Source organism: Methylobacterium sp. Leaf117, from assembly GCF_001422985.1.
Classification (GTDB): Bacteria; Pseudomonadota; Alphaproteobacteria; order Rhizobiales; family Beijerinckiaceae; genus Methylobacterium.
The window spans coordinates 747,409-764,600 of record NZ_LMNL01000012.1 but is presented as its reverse complement, the minus strand read 5'-3'; the positions used below and the strand labels follow the sequence as shown (position 1 = coordinate 764,600).

Genomic DNA, 17,192 nt, shown 5'->3' with positions numbered 1-17,192 from the left:
TGGGACAGACGACGCGGCCGGACGGTTGGGAATTCTTCGGGCGCCGGCTCAGTGCATCGGTGTCACGGCAAGAAACCACGGGCGAAACCTCGCCAGCGTCCTCCGCGTCCGCGTCGGGGCTGTCGGAGGGTCCGTCGATTCTGGACGGTCTGTCCGAGCCMGCSGCCCTGCGGCTTTTGCCGGAGAGCCAGCTGCAGGCGGTGGCCGATGCGGTCCGCACCGAGATGATCGACGCGGTCTCGGTGACGGGCGGGCATCTCGGCTCCGGGCTCGGCGTGGTCGAGCTGACGGTGGCCCTGCATCACGTGTTCGACACGCCCGACGACCGCATCGTCTGGGATGTCGGCCACCAGGCCTATCCGCACAAGATCCTCACCGGCCGGCGCGACCGCATCCGGACCCTGCGCCAGCCCGGCGGCCTGTCGGGCTTCACCAAGCGCTCGGAGAGCGTCTACGATCCGTTCGGCGCGGCCCACTCGTCCACTTCGATCTCGGCGGCCCTCGGCATGGCCGTGGCGCGCGACCTCGACGACGCGGCCGCCCAGGCCARGGGCGCCCCCGCCCCCAAGCGCCGCAACATGGTGGCGGTGATCGGCGACGGCTCGATGTCGGCCGGCATGGCCTACGAGGCCATGAACAATGCCGGCGCGCTCAAATCCCGCCTGATCGTCATCCTCAACGACAACGACATGTCGATCGCCCCGCCCGTGGGCGCCATGTCGGCCTACTTCGCGCGGCTGGCCTCGGGCGACACCTACCAGTCCCTGCGCGAGACCGCCAAGCAGCTCGGCAAGCTCCTGCCCAAGGCACTCTACCAGCGCGCGGCCGCGGCCGAGGAATATGCCCGCTCCCTGGTGGTGGGCTCGGGCACGATGTTCGAGGAGATGGGCTTCCACTATGTCGGGCCCATCGACGGTCACAACCTCGACCACCTGCTGCCGGTGCTCAAGAACGTGCGCGACTCGGAGCAGGGCCCGATCCTGCTCCACGTCGTCACCCAGAAGGGCAAGGGCTACGCGCCGGCCGAGGCCTCGGCCGACCGCTACCACGGCGTGGTCAAGTTCGACGTGCTGTCCGGCGTGCAGGCCAAGGCCAAGCCCAACGCTCCGGCCTACACCCGGGTGTTCGGCGAGAGCCTGATCAAGGCGGCGGATGCCGACGACCGGGTGGTGGCGATCACCGCCGCGATGCCGGGCGGCACCGGCATCGACCTGTTCGGCAAGGCGCATCCGGACCGGACCTTCGACGTCGGCATCGCCGAACAGCACGCGGTGACCTTCGCGGGCGGGCTGGCGACGGAGGGCTACAAGCCGTTCGTGGCGATCTACTCGACCTTCCTGCAGCGGGCCTACGACCAGGTCGTGCAYGACGTGGCGCTGCAGAACCTGCCCGTGCGCTTCTGYCTGGACCGGGCCGGCCTGGTGGGGGCGGACGGGGCGACCCATGCGGGGGCCTTCGATCTGGCCTATCTGTGCTGCCTGCCGAACATGACGGTGATGGCGGCCTCGGACGAGGCCGAACTGGTGCACATGGTGGCGACGTGCCACGCGCACGACACCGGCCCGATCGCGCTGCGCTACCCGCGCGGCGAGGGCGTGGGCGTCGACCTGCCCGAGCGCGGCTCGGTGCTGGAGATCGGCAAGGGCCGGATCGTGCGTGCGCCGGAGGGGGCGCGGGTGGCGCTGCTGGCGCTGGGCACGCGCCTGTCCGAGGCGCTGAAGGCGGCCGACCTGCTGGAGGCGGAGGGCATCGCCGTGACGGTGGCGGATGCGCGCTTTGCCAAGCCGCTGGACGCGGCGATGATCCTGGACCTGGCGGCGAACCACGAGGTTCTGGTCACGCTGGAGGAGGGCTCGGTGGGCGGCTTCGGCGCCATGGTGCTGCATCTGCTGGCCGAGCGCGGTGCGCTCGATGCCGGTCGGGTGCGGGTCCGCACGCTGACCCTGCCGGACAGCTACCAGGACCACAATGCGCCGGACGCGATGTACGCCGAGGCCGGCCTCGACGCCGCCGGCATCCTCAACACCGTCAAGGCCGCCTTGCCCGAACGGAAGNGTGCTGGCCGTGACCGAGGATGTGCTCCGCAGCGGTGTGCCGAAGATCCATGACCCTGCCGGACAGCTACCAGGACCACAATGCGCCGGACGCGATGTACGCCGAGGCCGGCCTCGACGCCGCCGGCATCCTCAACACCGTCAAGGCCGCCTTGCCCGAACGGAAGATGCGCAGCGCCAAGCTCGTCAGCGTCGCCCAGAACTGAGGACGACCCTTGCCCCGCGGAGCGGTTGCGCTCCGCGGGGCCGGTCCGAATCGGGCGGCTACTTGATCACCGCACAGGCGATGCGGGCCCCGGCGCCGCCGATGGGCTGGGTGGCGTGATCGTCCTCGTTGGCGTGGATGATCAGGGCTGAACCGTCGCCGTCCTTGAGGGCGCCCTCGCCGGTCAGCGGCGTCTCGCTCGACACCTCGGCGTTCACCGAGCCGTCCGCGTTGGCGAAGACGTTGGGGAGGTCGCCCTCGTCCGGGCCTTCGGGATTGAGCAGGCCGTGCTTGCTCTGGTCGTGATTCACGTGCGCCTTCGAATTCTCGAACTTGGCGGTGTCCGAGCAGTCGCCGACGGCATGGAAATGGATGCCGTGCCAGCCGGGCGGGAGTCCGCCGGGCTGGATCGTCACCCGCATGACGAGCGCGCTCGCACCGTCGCGAATCATAATCTTTCCAATGGGTTCGCCCTTGCCGTTCTGGATCGGGCTCTCGAAGGTCTGCGGGGCCGCGGGGGGCGCTGCCTCAGCGGGCGCGGCCGGAGCGGGCTGCGCGAGGGCGGTGTGGGCAGCGATGGCCGAGCTCGCCGCGAGGGCGAGGACCGACGGAAGTCGTCTCATGAGTTGGCTCTCCTCTCCACGCCGGGTACGCCTGTGGAGCGTCAACGAAGATGGTGCCGGGGCGATCCACGACAATGCCGGACGGGCGCCAGGTTTCCCGAGCGGGGTGACGCGAGGTCGATCGGCCGGCCGAGGAAGACGGTCGAACCGGCAGCACGTGGACGAACTCTCAAGGTTTCGCTAGGTTTCCACAGTGAGAGCCCGGATCGTGATCCCGATCCGTCAAGTCTTTCGCTGAGATGAGGTTCTTTCGCGGTGATCCGAGGCCGGCGTCGCAGACCGATGAGGGACCCGTCCCGCCTCGGTACTTCGCCCAGAGCGTGTTGGGAGGTCGTCATGACGGTCTTGATGTCTCGCCGCATCCGGGGCGTTGCTTTCGCGCTCGGTCTGTTCCCGGGCCTGGCCCTGGCGGAGTCGGCTCCCCAATCCGGGCGGACCTGGACCGATCCACCCGCCCGTGGCACCGCCGAGGCCCGGTCCGACCCCGTTGCCGTGGCACCCGAGACCGGACGGCGCGCCGAGGCTGCCCCGGCGCCGGCCCGGGCGACCCGACCGGTTCGCAGCGTCGCCCGGACCCCCAAACGCCCCCGCGTATACGCCGAGGGTCGTGTCGAGGTCGCGCGTCGAAGCACTGTCGTCTCGCGTCGACGGGCCGCGCGTGTCGCAACGCCGGTCGCGCCGCGCAAATTCGCGGCCCGACCGGTCGTCCGGCCTCTGCCGCCGGGCTTCGTCCGGAACGGCGACATCTCTGGATACGGCTACGGCGACGGATCGCGCGCGGAGGCGACCGGCGCCTTCGTGGACGGAGACGATCGCGCCCGCCGCATCCGGCAGGCCCAGGAGGCCGGCTACCTCGTGGTGCGCTCCCGCAGCGTCGAGTTCCCCGACGGACGGCGCCTGCGCACCTACCGCCCGATCGAGGACGACAGCGACGACTAGACCGAGCCGGCGCACCGCAACGAAAAACCCCGCCGGCAGCACCGGCGGGGTTCGGGAAATCGGGGTGGAGAGCGGGTTGGACGGGCGCGCGCGTCAGCGCAGGCGGCCGGGCCGGGCCGGCTCGAACACGATGCGGCGGTGGAAGGCGCACCAGCTCTTGCCGTCCGGCGCGGGGGCGCCGCAGCAGACGGCGCGGTCATTGGGCTCGCCGATGATGAACTTGCACACGAAGGCGCCGGACTGCGCGAACGGCACCCGCAGCTCGGCGGAGGGCTCGGCGATGGCATCGGCCTCGCCGACCTGTGACATGCGGACAAGCTGGTTCATGGATCGAATGACTCGCGGACTGGCTTTCGCGGGCTGAGCCCTGCGGAATGTGGCAGATGAGAAGCGCGTCGCGTCCGAAAGGCCCCCCGATCCGCACGGGTACGAAGGATGCACCGCCGCACGTCTCGGGATATTCGCCGACCCGGATCGGGTCGAACACGCGACCAAACCGGGCGCGACAGCGTCATGATGCTGTTATATCTGGGGTTTGGGCTCCGGCAAACAAGTGCCGACGCATGGATGCGTTGCAGCGCACAGGTTTCCCGGCTTCCGGGACAGGGGCCGGCACCGCATCGCCCAGTTCGCACGGCTGGGACGGCGGGTCTCATCCCTGTTGCGGAAGACGAATCCCGGCCTGTCATCGAACTGTGACACGCGACTCCTAGAGGCGGACCATGCGAGGGGCGTCGGTGGATCATCCCGCTGGCGTGAATGACTCGCGAGGGCCCGAATCATGTCCGACGCGCGCCTATCCCCCGTGATCGCCGCCGGGCGACCGATCGGCTTGGATGGCGGGCCGCAGCTCGACGGGCGCCTCCACGTCTCGGGCCTGATCGGGTTCGCGCTCGTCCTCCTCGGCGGCCTCGCCTATGCGGGATACGGCCTCGTTCACGACATGAACGCGGTCGGTGAGACGCCGCTGGCGATCGGAGCCTTCGCGCTGCTGGCGCTGGCTCTCCTGATCGCCCTCGCCTTCGAGTTCGTGAACGGCTTTCACGACACCGCCAACGCGGTGGCGACGGTGATCTACACCCATGCCCTGCCGCCGCTGGTCGCGGTGATCTGGTCCGGCGCCTTCAACTTCCTCGGGGTGATGCTGTCCTCCGGCGCGGTGGCCTACGCCATCGTCACCCTGCTGCCGGTGGAACTGATCCTGCAGGTCGGGTCGTCGGCCGGCTACGCGATGATCTTCTCCCTGCTGATCGCCGCGATCCTGTGGAATCTCGGCACCTGGGCGCTCGGCCTGCCGAACTCCTCCTCGCACGCCCTGATCGGCTCGGTGATCGGCGTCGGCCTCGCCAACCAGCTGATGGCGCCCGAGGGCCAGGGTACCTCCGGCGTCGAGTGGGGGCAGGCGGTGACGGTGCTGGAGGGGCTGCTGATCTCGCCCGTCCTCGGCTTCGTCCTGGCGGCCCTGCTGCTCGTGGCCATGAAGGCCGTCGTCAAGCGCCGGGACCTGTACGAGGCGCCTGCGGGCGAGGCCCCGCCCCCGCTCTGGATCCGCGGCCTGCTCATTCTCACCTGCACCCTGGTGTCGTTCTTCCACGGCGGCAATGACGGCCAGAAGGGCATGGGCCTGATCATGCTGATCCTGATCGGCGCGGCGCCCACCGCCTATGCCCTCAACCGCACCATGTCGGACGACATGACGCCGGTTTTCGTGAAGCAGTCGCAGGATGCGCGCGCGGTGTTCGCCGCCCGGGCCGGGACCATGGCGCCCCCCGACGCGGCCGCCGCCAGGGTCCAGGTCGCCGACGCCCTGCGCACGAAGGCGCTGAACACGCCTGCCGTCTACGCGGCGCTCGCCGCCCTCTCGGAGGATATCGCCGCCTCGGTCCAGCGCCACGGCGCGATCCGGCAGGTGCCGGCCGCCGCCACCCCGAATCTGCGCAACGACATGTACCTCGCCGCCGACGCGGTGCGCCTCCTGCCGGGCACCGGGGCGGGCTTCCCGGAGGCCGAGGGCAAGGTGCTCAAGGCCTATGCCGGCCTCCTCAACGACGGCACCCGCTACATCCCGACCTGGGTGAAGGTCTGCGTCGCCCTGGCGCTCGGCCTCGGCACCATGGTGGGCTGGAAGCGCATCGTCGTCACGGTGGGCGCGCGCATCGGCAAGACCCACCTGACCTACGCCCAGGGCGCCTCGGCCGAGATGGTGGCCGCCGGCACGATCGGGCTCGCCGAACTCTACGGCCTGCCGGTCTCCACCACCCACATCCTGTCGAGCGGCGTCGCCGGCACCATGGCGGCCAACGGCTCGGGCCTCCAGGTCGCCACCGTGCGCAACATGGCGCTCGCCTGGGTCCTGACCCTGCCGGCCGCCATCACCCTCGCGGGCGGCTTGTTCTTCATCCTGCGGCAGGTGTTCTGAGGGCTGGGCGCTTCGCCGCCAACCGGCTCGCGGGGCGTGAATTTCGCGCGCGTCGCCCTATCCGCCGCTGGGCTACGGCCTTCCCACAACGCGCGGGCTGCAGGGGTCCCCTTTCCTTCCAGCAGAGGGAGACCCGGTGCGTCTCACGCCCACCCGCAGATGACCGCCATCACACTGTTCCCGATCGAGGTTTGCCCCGTCAGAGTTGCGTGAATCCAGTAGCCCCTGCGGGAGCGGGTGGCCCGCGTAGCGGGTCGGGCCGGCACGACGTCCCGCAAGAGGGGAACGCGCGGTTCGAGAAGTCGTCCCCTGTCCCGCCTGTTCCGCAGAGAGGAAGGGGCGAACCCGCGCCTGGGCGAATCGCGTCAGCGCACCCGAGAGCGCTGGATGAATCCAACAGCCATTCTCGGGCGGAGGGCCGCGTCGCGGCCGTCGGAATCGCCCGCACCCCCCGCTTTCTTGAGGTCGCGCGGCGCTGCGTGTAGGTCGGGGGCAGGCGCGATCCGGTTCGGACGGCCGCAAGGGATTGCATGCGCGTCTTCGTGACCGGCACCGCCGGCTTCATCGGCTACCATCTCGCGCGGCGTCTCCTCGCGGAGGGCCACGCCGTGACCGGGTTCGACGGGTTCAGCGATTATTACGACGTCGCTTTGAAGCGAGCGCGCCATGCCGACCTCGCGCGGAGCCCGGATTTCACCGCCGTCGAGGCCCGGCTGGAGACCCCGGGTGCCCTGCGGGAGGCGGTCGAACGGGCCGCGCCCGACATCGTCGTGCATCTCGCGGCTCAGGCGGGCGTGCGCCACAGCCTGGAGAATCCCGGGGCCTACGTGGAGGCCAACCTCGTCGGCATGGCCAACCTGATCGAGGCGGTGCGGGCGCATCCGGTGCGCCACCTCCTGTTCGCCTCCACCAGCTCGGCCTATGGGGGCAACACGGCGCTGCCGTTCCGCGAGACCGACCCGGCGGTGACACCGCTCACCCTCTACGCCGCCTCCAAGCTGGCCGGCGAGGCGATGGCGCATGCCTATAGCCACCTGTTCGCGATTCCGACCACGGCGTTCCGGTTCTTCACCGTCTACGGCCCCTGGGGTCGGCCGGACATGGCCCTGTTCCTGTTCACCGCCAAGATCCTGGCCGGCGCGCCGATCACGGTCTATGCCGGGGGTGCGGCCGAGCGCGACTTCACCTACGTGGACGACCTCGTGGCGGCGATCCGGGGCCTGATGGACCGGCCGCCGGCGCCCGCCGAGGGGCCGGTCTGTCCCGGCGACACCTTGAGTCCGGTGGCGCCGTTCCGGCTGGTCAATATCGGCGGGGGGCGCCCGGTCCGCATCGACGCGATGATCGACGAGCTGGAGCGCGCCCTGGGGCGCCGCGCCGAACGTATCCTCCAGCCCCTGCCCCCCGGCGACGTGCCGCGCACCGAGGCCAGCACCGATCTGCTGCGCGCCCTCGTCGGCGCCGTGCCGGACACCCCGCTGAGCACCGGGATCGCCGCCTTCGTGGCGTGGTATCGGGACTATTACGGGGCCTGATCCGGCCCACCCCATGGCGGGTGACCTCGTCGAACCCGCCTCTCTCTCAGCTCCCTCTCCCCGGACGCCAACCTCTTGCCGAGCCCAACTTGCCGAGCTTAAGCCGCCCGATGATCTCCAGACCCTTCTCGCCCGGGCGCGCCGCGCCGGTGGCCCGCCGATGACGGCCCTGCGCTCGACAGCCCTGGCGGCGGCGGGGCTCCTCGCCTTCCTGCTGTTCTGGGAGGCCATGCCGCGCCTCGGCCTGATCAACCCGGCCTTCCTGCCGCCGCCGAGCACCATTCCGGCCGCCTTCCTCAACGAGGTCCGCCTCGGGGTCTGGGGCGAGGCGGTGCTGTCGAGCCTGAGCCACTACGTGGCGGGCCTCGGGGTCGGGGCGGGAGCCGGCATCGCGCTCGGCCTGCTCAGCGGCATGTTCCGGGGCTTCGAGGCCTTCACCGCCTGGATCGTGCGCCTGCTGCGGCCGATTCCGGGCCTGGCCTGGGTGCCGTTCGCCATCATCTGGTTCGGCGTCCAGCCGGAGGCGGCCGTCTTCATCATCGCCATCGGGGTGTTCTGGATCGTGTTCTTCGCCACGCAGGGGGCGGTGCGGGGCGTCGACCGCGACCTCGTCGAGGTGGCCCAGGCCTTCGGCTTCGGCTCGCCCTGGGCGCGGCTCACCAAGATCCTGCTGCCGGCCGCGACCCCCGGCATCCTGGTCGGCCTGCGGACCGCGCTCGGCCAGGCCTGGATGGCGGTGGTGGCCGCCGAGATCTTCGGCGTGCCCGGCGTCGGCGCCCGGATGATGCAGGCCTCCAGCCTGCTCTCCACCGACATCGTCGTGGTCTACATGCTCACCATGGCCGCCCTCTACGGCCTGTTCGATACGGCCTTCGTCGCCCTCCAGGGCTGGCTTCTCCGGTGGCGCGCCTGATGTCCGAGCCGATCATCTCCATCGCGGGGCTGGAACTCGCCTACGCGCGCGACGGCGCCCGGACGGTCATCCTGCGGGACCTCGACCTCGCGGTGGCGCGGGGCGAGTTCCTCGTCATCGTGGGCGAATCCGGCGTCGGCAAGTCGACGGTGCTGCGGGTGCTGATCGGGCTCGCTCAGCCCAGCGCCGGCACCGTGCGGATCGAGGCCCGGCCGGGCTGCCGCACGCCGATGGCCCTGGTGTTCCAGGATGCGCGGCTGCTGCCCTGGCGCCGGGTCATTGCCAACGTGGCCTTCGGGCTCGAGGGCAGCGGCCTGTCGAAGGCCGAGCGCCTGGCCAAGGCGCAGGCGATGCTCGACCTCGTCGGTCTCGGCGATCTGGGGCAGCGCTGGCCGCACCAGCTCTCCGGCGGCCAGCGCCAGCGCGTCGCCATCGCGCGGGCGCTCGCGGTCGACCCCGACGTGCTCCTGATGGACGAGCCGTTCTCGGCGCTCGACAGCTTCACCCGCGAGGGCCTGCAGGACGAGTTGCAGCGCATCCAGGCGGCGACGGGCAAGACCATCCTGTTCGTCACCCACGACATCGACGAGGCGGTGACCCTGGCCGACCGGGTGGTGGTGCTGGCCGGCAGCCCCGGCCACCTCGCCGCCGAGATGCCCATCACCGTGCCCCGGCCCCGGCGCCGGCGCGATGCCGCCCTGCAGGAGGCCGCCCGGCAATTGCGGATGGAGCTGTCGAACCGCTCGTCGGAACTCTGACGGCACGGGATGCCAAAAGGGTCGCGGGCGCGGCCGTTGCCATCGGGGGCCCGGGGCTCTACCCCGGCGGGAGCCCCCGTTCGCTGCAAGGACCTGGCCGATGCGCCGCCGCACCCGCTCGCTGATCGGCACGATCGTGATGCTGGCCTTCATCATCCTCTACGCGCCGCTCGCGATGGCGCTGGCCGACAGCCGCATCTCGCAGACGCCGGCCCCCGTGCAGGCGGTGCTGTACGCCCTCCTCGGCATCGCCTGGATCTTCCCGCTGATGCCGCTGATCAGCTGGATGGGCAAGAACGATGCAACGAACGATGCGACGAACGATGCGGGCGACCGGGGCTGACGCCCCATTCGGCGCCAGAATCGCCGGGTGACGTCGGGTTTTCGCCGCACTCGCGGCCCAGAAGCGCGGCGTGTCATTCGTTAAGAGGCCGTTGTCCCGCTCAATGCCGCGTCTGTGCCCGTCCTCGCTCGCCCTCGGCCTCGCGTTCCTGGTGGCCGTTCCCGTCCTGTCGGCCCGGCCGGCCGGGGCGCAATCGACGCCGCGCTCGGTCTCGGATTGCGAGCGCCTGAAGAACGACCTCGCCTACAACCAGTGCCTCGCGATGTTCGGGCCGGCCGCCAAGAACGTCGCCAGCGGGGCCGCCGCCGGGGCGGCCTCCGCCTCGGCCTCGGTCGCCTCCGCGCTGGCGGCGATCCCCCAGCGCCTGGAGGCGAGCGCGGCCGCCACCGGGGCGGCGATCGCCGCGATCGGGCATCGCGGACGGCGCGGGCGGTACGCGCGCCACGGCCGCCAGAGCGCCAGCTTCGCCGTCGCGGGCGGAGAGAGCCGCTCGTATCGCCGCCACCGCCGCCGGCGCTGAATCCCATCAGTCGACGTTGAGCCGGCGCCCCCGGTTCCAGGCCAGGAACGGCACGCCCGAGAGCAGCGCCGAGAGCGCGGCCTCCGTCTGGTGATGACCGTTGACCGAGACCCGCGGCAGCGCGTGCAGGTGGGCCGCATGGCCCCCGAAGAGGTGGCCCGGCCGGGTCGTCACCGCCGTGGCGAAGCCGAGGTCTCGCGCCAGGGCGAATTCGCGCCGCCCCGCCGAGGTCGGATCGCCCACCGGGTAGGACAGGTGCGTGACCGGGCGCCCGAGTTCGGCCGCGATCCGCGCCCGCCCCGCCTCGATCTCCCGCCGCGCCACCGCCGCATCGTGCTTGGCCAGCATCGGGTGGCTGATCGTGTGCGCCCCGAAGGTGACGCGGGGGTCGCGGCCGAGGTCGCGCAGCTCGGACCAGGACAGGCACAGATCCGCGGCCAGCCTGCCCGGCACCAGCCCGGCCTCGGCGCAGAGGCCGGCGATGACGGCGAGGAGCCGCGCCTCGGGTCCGGCCCGCAGATGGCGGTAGACCGCCGCGAAGGCCGCGGTTTTGTCCAGCGCATCGCGGGCGGGCAGGTCGAGATCGCCGTCCGGCACCCGCACCCGGTCGAGGCGGCCGATCGCCCGTTCCAGTTCGAGCCACCACAGGCGCCCGTGGCCGCTGGCGAAAGCGCTGGTGACGAACAGGGTCCAGGGGGCGTCGTGGCGGCGCAGGACGGGGGCCGCATGCTCGGCATTGTCGCGGTAGCCGTCATCGAAGGTGAGCACCGCGAAGGGCCGTCCCCCGCGAGCGAGGCGTTCGGGCACGGCGTCGAGGGCGATGATCTCGAAGCCGCGCTTCCGCACCAGCGTGACGGTCCGGTCGAGGAAGTCCGGGGTGATCGCCAGGAGACCGTTCGGCGCATAGGCCGCCGGCGGCTCCGGGCGGACATGGTGGAAGGTGAGGATCAGCCCGCGCCCGCGCGCCACCGGGCCGAGCCACAGGTCGGCCCGGCTCGCCGCGATGGCGCGGAAGCCGGCGGCGAACAGGCGGTGGCGCCGGCTGAGCGCGGGCGTTTCGGTGGCCGACATGGGGAATCCGATCGGGCGGGACGCCAGGGGAGCACGCCAACCGGCAAGGTTTCGTTACCCACGTGGGCAGACAGGCGGTCCTCGTCGGCCCGGCGTCACGGACGGGTTAAGGCTTGGCGGCGCAGGGTCGGCCGAACGATCCGGCGGGTTCCGATCCGCCGGTCAACCGGACCGATGGCCCGCGCGGCGGGCCCAGGATGATCCCATGGCTGTTCTCGCTCATGACCTGACTGGAGCCGGAGCGATGCGGGCGCGGGTGCAGCACGGCCTCAGGGCCGATATCCTCGACGATCTCGGCACCGCCGAGGCCTTGTGGCGCGCGATGGAATCCGATCCGGCCGCGCTGGCGACGCCCTATCAGCGCTTCGACTGGGTCGCGGCCTTCGTCGCCGGAACCGGGGTGGCCGAGGCGGATCTGCGCGTCGTGGTGCTGCGCGATCCCGCCGGGCGCGCGCGCGTGCTGATCCCCCTGGTGGTCGCCCGCGAGGGCGGCGCACGGGTCGCCCGCGTGATCGGCGCCAAGCACGCCAACTACCACATGCCGCTCTTCGCCTCGCGCGAGGCGGCGGCGATGCGTCCGGAGGACCTGTCCGACGCGCTGCGCCTGATCGGACGCAAGGCCGGCATCGACGTCTTCGCCCTGTCGCACCAGCCCCGCTTCTGGGACGGGGCCGCCAATCCCCTGCACCACGAGGCCGAGCCGGCCCCGAGCGACGCCTACGGGCTGATGCTCGGACCCGACCCCGACGCCACCCTCAAGCGGGTCTTCAGCAGCGATGCGCGCAAGAAGCTGCGGGCCAAGGAGAAGAAGCTCGTCGAGGCGTTCGGGCCGGTGGCGTGCCAACGGGCCGAGACCCCGGAGGCGGTCGAGCGCTATCTGGCCGCGTTCTACGAACAGAAGGCCGCCCGCTTCGCCGGCATGGGGCTCGCCAACCCCTATGCCGATCCCGCCGTGCGGGCCTTCCTGGCGCGGGCGACGGTTCCCGGGGCCAGCCCCGCCATCGAGGTCACCGCGCTGGTGGCCGCCGGGACCGGCCGGGTCTTCGCGGTTTTCGCGGGCGCCGTCGATGCGCAGCGCTACAGCGGCATGATGACGTCCTTCGACGCCGATCCGGCGGTGAGCCGGTCCAGCCCCGGCGACATCCTCCTGCACCACCTCATCGCCGACCAGACGGCGCGGGGCCGGCGCAGCTTCGACCTCGGCGTCGGCGAGGCCCGCTACAAGAGCAGCATCTGCGACGAGACCATCGAACTCGGCGAGGTGACCCTGCCGGTGACCCTGCGTGGCCATGTCTTCGCCCTGCGGATCATCGCGGCCGCCCGCCTCAAGCGCCGCATCAAGCGCGACCCGCGCCTGATGGCGCTCGTGTCCCGCCTGCGCCGCCACCGGGCCGCGACCGAGTAGGCTGGACTACGGCGGCAGGAACGCCATCGCATCCACCTCCACCAGCATGTCGGGGAAGGCGAGCGCCGCGACACCGATCAGGGCGCTGGCGGGTGGGCATGCGGCATTGATCCAGCGATCCCGCACCGCCCGGATCGCCGGCAGCTCGGCCGGATCGTAGTCACGGACGTAGATCGTGAGGCGCGCGACGGCGCTGAAATCGGCGCCGGCCGCATGGAGCGTCGCCTGCATGTTCCGGAAGACTTGATCGAGCTGCGTCGCCCGATCACCGGCGACGATCGTGCCCGTGTCATCGAAGGGAACATGGCCGGACAGGATGAGAAGTCGCCCCTCCGAGAGCAGCATGGCTTGCGAGATGCCGGGAATGGACGGACCGGGCGGATTGATCGGACGCAGCATCGTGATCCAGTCCTGCTTCGGGATCGAATGACATCTCGCGGACGGCCTGAGCCGAAGACAGTCCCTGCGTCGGGTGCGACGCGTGCCAACCCCGGAGGCAGCCGCAGGCGTGCCGACCGCGTTCGGCGCAGCATCGGTCTCGGCCGCACAGGCTCGGAGGTACGTCTCGATGGCAGCGGGGTGCCGGGGCTCGGGGCGCTTCTCCGCGGACGACGGGATCGGCATGGCCGAAGGACAGCCATCTTAGGTCGCAAGATTCCCGATCGGTCAACCGGGCGTCGTATTCCGAGGCGTTGCGGAGTGGAGTGATCGCCGCGCGTTCGTCCGATCGGACGGCGGAACGCCAAGACCCCGCCCTTCGCAAGACCCCGCCCTTCGCAAGACCCCGCCCTTCGCAAGACCCCGCCCTTCGCAAGACCCCGCCCATCGCAAGACCCCGCCCTTCGTCCGACGCGAAGGGCGGGGTGGTTCAGCCTGGAGGGAGGGGGACGAGCGGCGGCTGGGCTCAGGCCGCCGAGCGGCGCAGCGGCATCGCCGCCTCGTCCGCGAAAGCGGGGCGCTCGGCGATAGCCGGGCCCGCCGGAGCGAGGGTCGCAGCTGCCAAATCCTGGGCTGCAAAATCCTGGGCCACCAGGATCTGGCCCGCGCCGGAGGCTTCGGCCAGGCCGTAGAGGTCGAGGAGGTCGGCATCCTCGGGATCGCGGTCGGAGGCGATGACCACCGCGTCCATCTGGTGTCCGGCCATCTCCAGGATCGCGCGGGCGGTGCGGGTCTGCGGTGCGCCGAGGCGGCACACCACCCAGTCATAGGCCTGGGCCAGGGCGTCGAGGGTGATCGCCAGGGCCTGAGGTTCTTCCAGCAGGATGCCGGCGGCGAGGAAGCCGCGCGGGATCGCGTGCAGGCGCGAGCCGGGGATCGCCTGGATGACGTCGAGGAAGGCGGCCTCGCCCGCCACGAGGTCGGTCAGGCCGGCCTCGTCCGGACCGCAGGCAGGGCCATTGAGATCGAGGACGAGGACGCTGGCGCCCGCCGTCAGCGCGCTGCCGAGGCTGACGGCCAGCCCGGCCTCCGCCCGCCGGACCGGCGCGTCCTCCATGACCAGGACGGTGCGGCCCGCCCCATCCCGGGCCGGCGCGGCGCCGTCGCGCAGGCGCGCCACCAGCGGGTCGAGAGCGTAGCTGCCCGCCTCCCCGGCCTTCGGGGCTCCGGCGCCCCGGGCCTGCGGCAGGCTTTCTGCCTGCGCCGGCGTGAGGCTTTCGGGCTGCGCCGGCTTTGCGCTTTCAGGCTGCGCCGGCTTTAAGCTTTCGGGCTGCGCCGGCCTGAAGCCTTCGGGCTGCGCCGGCCTGGGGCTGTCCGGCTCCATGCCGGCCGCCGACAGAATCGGGCGCGTGGCGACGGTGTCCGCGACCGGAACCTCCGGCGTGAGGACCGTGCGCTCAGGCTCCCCGAGCGTGCCGGCGGTGAGCGGGGCCGGGCCGTGCCCACCCTGGCGCGCCATGGCCAGGGAGGCTTCCGGGAAGGCGAAGGGCTGGTGCCGGTGGATCGGACGCTCCGAGCCGGACTCGGAGTCCGTCTCGCTCCGCCGCCGCCGGCCCGAGCCGTCGGGATCGGTGAGGAGGTGGCGAGCGATGACGGCGCCCATCGAGAACAGCAGGCCGAGCACCGCCGCCAGCAGTACGATCGGCAGCTTCTTGGGGAAGGACGGGGTCTCGGGCGTGATGGCGCGCGAGACCACGCGGGCATCGGCCGGGGCGGCGCTCTCGGCGTCGCGGGCCGAGGCCTCGCGATAGCGGGCGAGGTAGGATTCGAGCTGTTCGCGCTCGGCCTTGGCCTCGCGCTCCAGGGCGCGGAGCTGGACCTCGCTGGAATTGCCCTTCGAGACCACGTCGCGCTGGGCGTCGACGGCGGCGCTCAGACTCTCGACCCGGGCCTCGGCGATGCGGGCGTCGTTCTCGAGGGTGCGGACCACCCGCTCGGCGGTGGCCTTGATCTGGGCGTCGAGGTCCGAGATCTGCGCGGTCAGTTCCTTGATGCGCGGATGGGCGGGCAGGAGGGTGCGGGATTCGAGGGCGAGCTGGTTGCGCAGGGTGATGCGCTGCTCGACCGTGCGGCGGATGATCTCGTTGTTGGCCACATCCGGGATCTCGAAGGCGCGGCCGTCCTTGATCATCTCCTTGATCAGCTTGGCGCGCCCGGCGAGATCGGCCTTGGCGGTTCGGGCCTGCGACAGTTGGGTCGACAATTCGCCGAGCTGCTGGGCGCCGAGAGGCTGGCCGGCGGCGCCGCCGGTGGCGATCAGGCCATGGCTGGCGCGGTAGGCCTCGACCTTGGATTCCGCCTCGGCGACGCGGGTGCGCAGGGCCTCGATGTTGCCGCCGAGCCAGCTCGAGGCGTAGCGGGCGGTGTCGGTCTTCGCCGCTTCGAGGGAGCCGATGTAGAGTTCCGCGATGGTGTTGGCCGCCTGGGCCGCGAGGTGCGGATCCTGCGAGCGGAACTCCACCGTGAGGATGCGCGACTTGCCGGCCGGGTAGACGCTGAGGCGGTCGAAATAGGTCTCCAGGATCCGCTCCTCGGGCGGGCGCTCCATCGGATTGCGGGCCAGCCCGATCATCATCAGGGCGCGCTGCAGCGGGCCGAAGCCGGCGACGCTCGGATCGAATTCGGCGTTGCCGGCCAGCGACAGCCGGCGGATCGCATCGCGGGCGAGGTCCCGCGACATCACCACCTGGACCTGGCTCGCCACCGCCTGCTCGTCGATCGGCTGGGGCTGCTCGCCGCGTTCCTGGGCGGTGCGGGTGTAGGGCGTGTCGCGGCTCTCGAGCAGGATCTTCGCCTCGCCGGTGTAGCGCGGCGACACCACCTGCACGAACGCGATGGCACCGATCGTCGCCAGGGCGGTCGGGATGACGATCCAGCGCCAGGACCGGCGCAGCAGGCCGGCGAGTTGCGCCAACCCCAACCCCTCGCCTTCGGCGGGCGGGGCGTCGCGGGTGGGCTGGAACGGCGAAGAGCGGGGCATGGCTCGATCTTTACGCAAGGCAAGGAGGTCGACCGCGGGCGGGCCGGCTCTGATGCGAATAGAGCGCGTTAAGGTTGATCGGACGTTAAGAGGCGGGGTTTCGCACGGATCGTTGCGGGACGTCAGTGTTCGTTAACCATGCCGCCCTAGAAGTTGGATCGAATCTTCCTCACGACGGCAGTAGTGATGAACCGGCGATCACTTCTCATAACGCTGACGTCGAGCCTGATGCTCGGCGGCTGCCTGCGCCCGGATTTCCGGACCGATCAACTCGACGCGACCGGCACCGGCTCGATCGGGGCGCGCTACACGCTCTCCGCCGGCGACCGCCTCCGGGTCATCGTCTTCGGCCAGGACAACCTGTCGAACATCTACGCGGTCGACGGCGCGGGCAACATCGCGATGCCGCTCATCGGCCTGGTGAAGGTGGGCGGCCAGCCCACCGCCCAGGCCGCGCGCACCATCGAGGCCAAGCTCTCGGCCGGCTTCGTGCGCGAGCCCCACGTCACCGTCGAGGTCGACGCCTACCGGCCGTTCTACATCCTCGGCGAGGTCACGACCTCGGGCCAGTATCCCTACGTCAACGGCATGGCGGTCGAGACCGCGGTGGCGATCGCGGCCGGCTTCGGGCCCCGCGCCGCCCGCGACTACGCGGTGCTGACCCGCGAGGGCCGGGACGGCCTCGTCTCGGGCATCGTGCCGATGACCTATCCGGTGCGTCCCGGCGACACCATCGTGATCAAGGAGCGCTTCTTCTGATCGGCATGCCGGATTTTGGAATGCCGGATTTCCGAATGCCGGGCTTCGGGCCGCGATCTTCGCAATACTGTTCCGGAAGTTAGGACTCGCCTAACCGAACCGCGAAGGATTCTGCCGATCTTCGGCCGGACGGGGCCGCGCGGAGGTCCGTTTAACGGTCCGCCCACCTCTCGGACGCCAGGTTCCTCCGACGGACATGCGGTCTGACCGCTGGTCCCGTGTCGCGTGGA

The 17,192-nt window shown here is 71.3% G+C and carries 15 protein-coding genes and 1 pseudogene; 11 read left to right on the top strand and 5 right to left on the bottom strand.

All coding sequences use genetic code 11. The features are described from left to right. Positions 1 to 140: 140 nt before the first annotated feature. Positions 141 to 2,054, top strand: a pseudogene (dxs, locus tag ASF57_RS10460) (1-deoxy-D-xylulose-5-phosphate synthase); the annotation flags it as partial. Between the two features lie 50 nt (positions 2,055 to 2,104). Next, the gene (locus ASF57_RS25595) at positions 2,105 to 2,260 is read left to right on the top strand and encodes a hypothetical protein (RefSeq protein ID WP_156376044.1); all 156 of its coding nucleotides are present in this window, start codon (positions 2,105 to 2,107) and stop codon (positions 2,258 to 2,260) included. A gap of 58 nt (positions 2,261 to 2,318) precedes the next feature. Here ASF57_RS25595 and ASF57_RS10455 read toward each other — a convergent pair whose 3' ends face one another. After that, complete coding sequence (locus ASF57_RS10455; RefSeq protein WP_056183677.1) at positions 2,319 to 2,882, bottom strand: superoxide dismutase family protein; 564 nt, start codon at positions 2,880 to 2,882, stop codon at positions 2,319 to 2,321. 336 nt (positions 2,883 to 3,218) lie between these two features. Between ASF57_RS10455 and ASF57_RS10450 the strand changes: the two genes are divergently transcribed. Beyond that, a complete protein-coding gene (locus tag ASF57_RS10450; protein ID WP_056482653.1) occupies positions 3,219 to 3,821 on the top strand; it encodes a hypothetical protein in 603 nt (200 codons plus the stop codon). Positions 3,822 to 3,914: 93 nt separating this feature from the next. Here the strand turns inward: ASF57_RS10450 and ASF57_RS10445 are convergent, their stop codons facing one another. Beyond that, positions 3,915 to 4,262 carry a GcrA family cell cycle regulator gene (locus ASF57_RS10445; RefSeq protein WP_274533550.1) on the bottom strand — a complete coding sequence of 116 codons (348 nt, stop codon included), beginning with the start codon at positions 4,260 to 4,262 and terminating at the stop codon, positions 3,915 to 3,917. A 340-nt stretch (positions 4,263 to 4,602) separates the two neighbouring features. Between ASF57_RS10445 and ASF57_RS10440 the strand changes: the two genes are divergently transcribed. The 6 genes from ASF57_RS10440 (at position 4,603) to ASF57_RS10415 (ending at position 10,309) form a co-directional block, all read left to right on the top strand. After that, complete coding sequence (locus ASF57_RS10440; protein ID WP_056482650.1) at positions 4,603 to 6,240, top strand: inorganic phosphate transporter; 1,638 nt, start codon at positions 4,603 to 4,605, stop codon at positions 6,238 to 6,240. Between the two features lie 530 nt (positions 6,241 to 6,770). Next, on the top strand, positions 6,771 to 7,775 hold the full coding sequence (locus ASF57_RS10435) for an NAD-dependent epimerase/dehydratase family protein (protein WP_056183684.1): 1,005 nt from the start codon (positions 6,771 to 6,773) through the stop codon (positions 7,773 to 7,775). A 160-nt stretch (positions 7,776 to 7,935) separates the two neighbouring features. After that, positions 7,936 to 8,688 (top strand): ABC transporter permease subunit, encoded by a 753-nt coding sequence (locus tag ASF57_RS10430; RefSeq protein WP_056183686.1) that lies wholly within the window; start codon positions 7,936 to 7,938, stop codon positions 8,686 to 8,688. Beyond that, positions 8,688 to 9,446 carry an ABC transporter ATP-binding protein gene (locus ASF57_RS10425; protein WP_056184296.1) on the top strand — a complete coding sequence of 253 codons (759 nt, stop codon included), beginning with the start codon at positions 8,688 to 8,690 and terminating at the stop codon, positions 9,444 to 9,446. Before ASF57_RS10430 ends, ASF57_RS10425 begins: the two co-directional genes overlap by 1 nt. Before the next feature lie 100 nt (positions 9,447 to 9,546). After that, the gene (locus tag ASF57_RS10420) at positions 9,547 to 9,789 is read left to right on the top strand and encodes a DUF2842 domain-containing protein (protein ID WP_056183688.1); all 243 of its coding nucleotides are present in this window, start codon (positions 9,547 to 9,549) and stop codon (positions 9,787 to 9,789) included. Positions 9,790 to 9,880: 91 nt separating this feature from the next. Then, a complete protein-coding gene (locus ASF57_RS10415; RefSeq protein ID WP_348528122.1) occupies positions 9,881 to 10,309 on the top strand; it encodes a hypothetical protein in 429 nt (142 codons plus the stop codon). A 6-nt stretch (positions 10,310 to 10,315) separates the two neighbouring features. Here the strand turns inward: ASF57_RS10415 and ASF57_RS10410 are convergent, their stop codons facing one another. Next, entirely contained in the window at positions 10,316 to 11,380 is a 1,065-nt protein-coding gene (locus ASF57_RS10410) for a polysaccharide deacetylase family protein (protein WP_056482647.1), read from the bottom strand. A gap of 205 nt (positions 11,381 to 11,585) precedes the next feature. Here ASF57_RS10410 and ASF57_RS10405 point away from each other — a divergent pair, with 205 nt between their 5' ends. Beyond that, positions 11,586 to 12,785 (top strand): GNAT family N-acetyltransferase, encoded by a 1,200-nt coding sequence (locus ASF57_RS10405; protein WP_056482644.1) that lies wholly within the window; start codon positions 11,586 to 11,588, stop codon positions 12,783 to 12,785. Between the two features lie 6 nt (positions 12,786 to 12,791). Here the strand turns inward: ASF57_RS10405 and ASF57_RS10400 are convergent, their stop codons facing one another. Then, positions 12,792 to 13,184, bottom strand: a complete 393-nt coding sequence (locus tag ASF57_RS10400) for a RidA family protein (RefSeq protein ID WP_056183696.1) — start codon at positions 13,182 to 13,184, stop codon at positions 12,792 to 12,794. Positions 13,185 to 13,689: 505 nt separating this feature from the next. Beyond that, positions 13,690 to 16,203, bottom strand: a complete 2,514-nt coding sequence (locus ASF57_RS10395; protein ID WP_056482641.1) for an exopolysaccharide transport family protein — start codon at positions 16,201 to 16,203, stop codon at positions 13,690 to 13,692. 186 nt (positions 16,204 to 16,389) lie between these two features. On the opposite strand from ASF57_RS10395, the gene ASF57_RS10390 reads away from it, so the two are divergent. Next, positions 16,390 to 16,962, top strand: coding sequence for a polysaccharide biosynthesis/export family protein (locus tag ASF57_RS10390; RefSeq protein WP_056183701.1), 573 nt, complete (start codon positions 16,390 to 16,392; stop codon positions 16,960 to 16,962). Positions 16,963 to 17,192 lie beyond the last annotated feature (230 nt).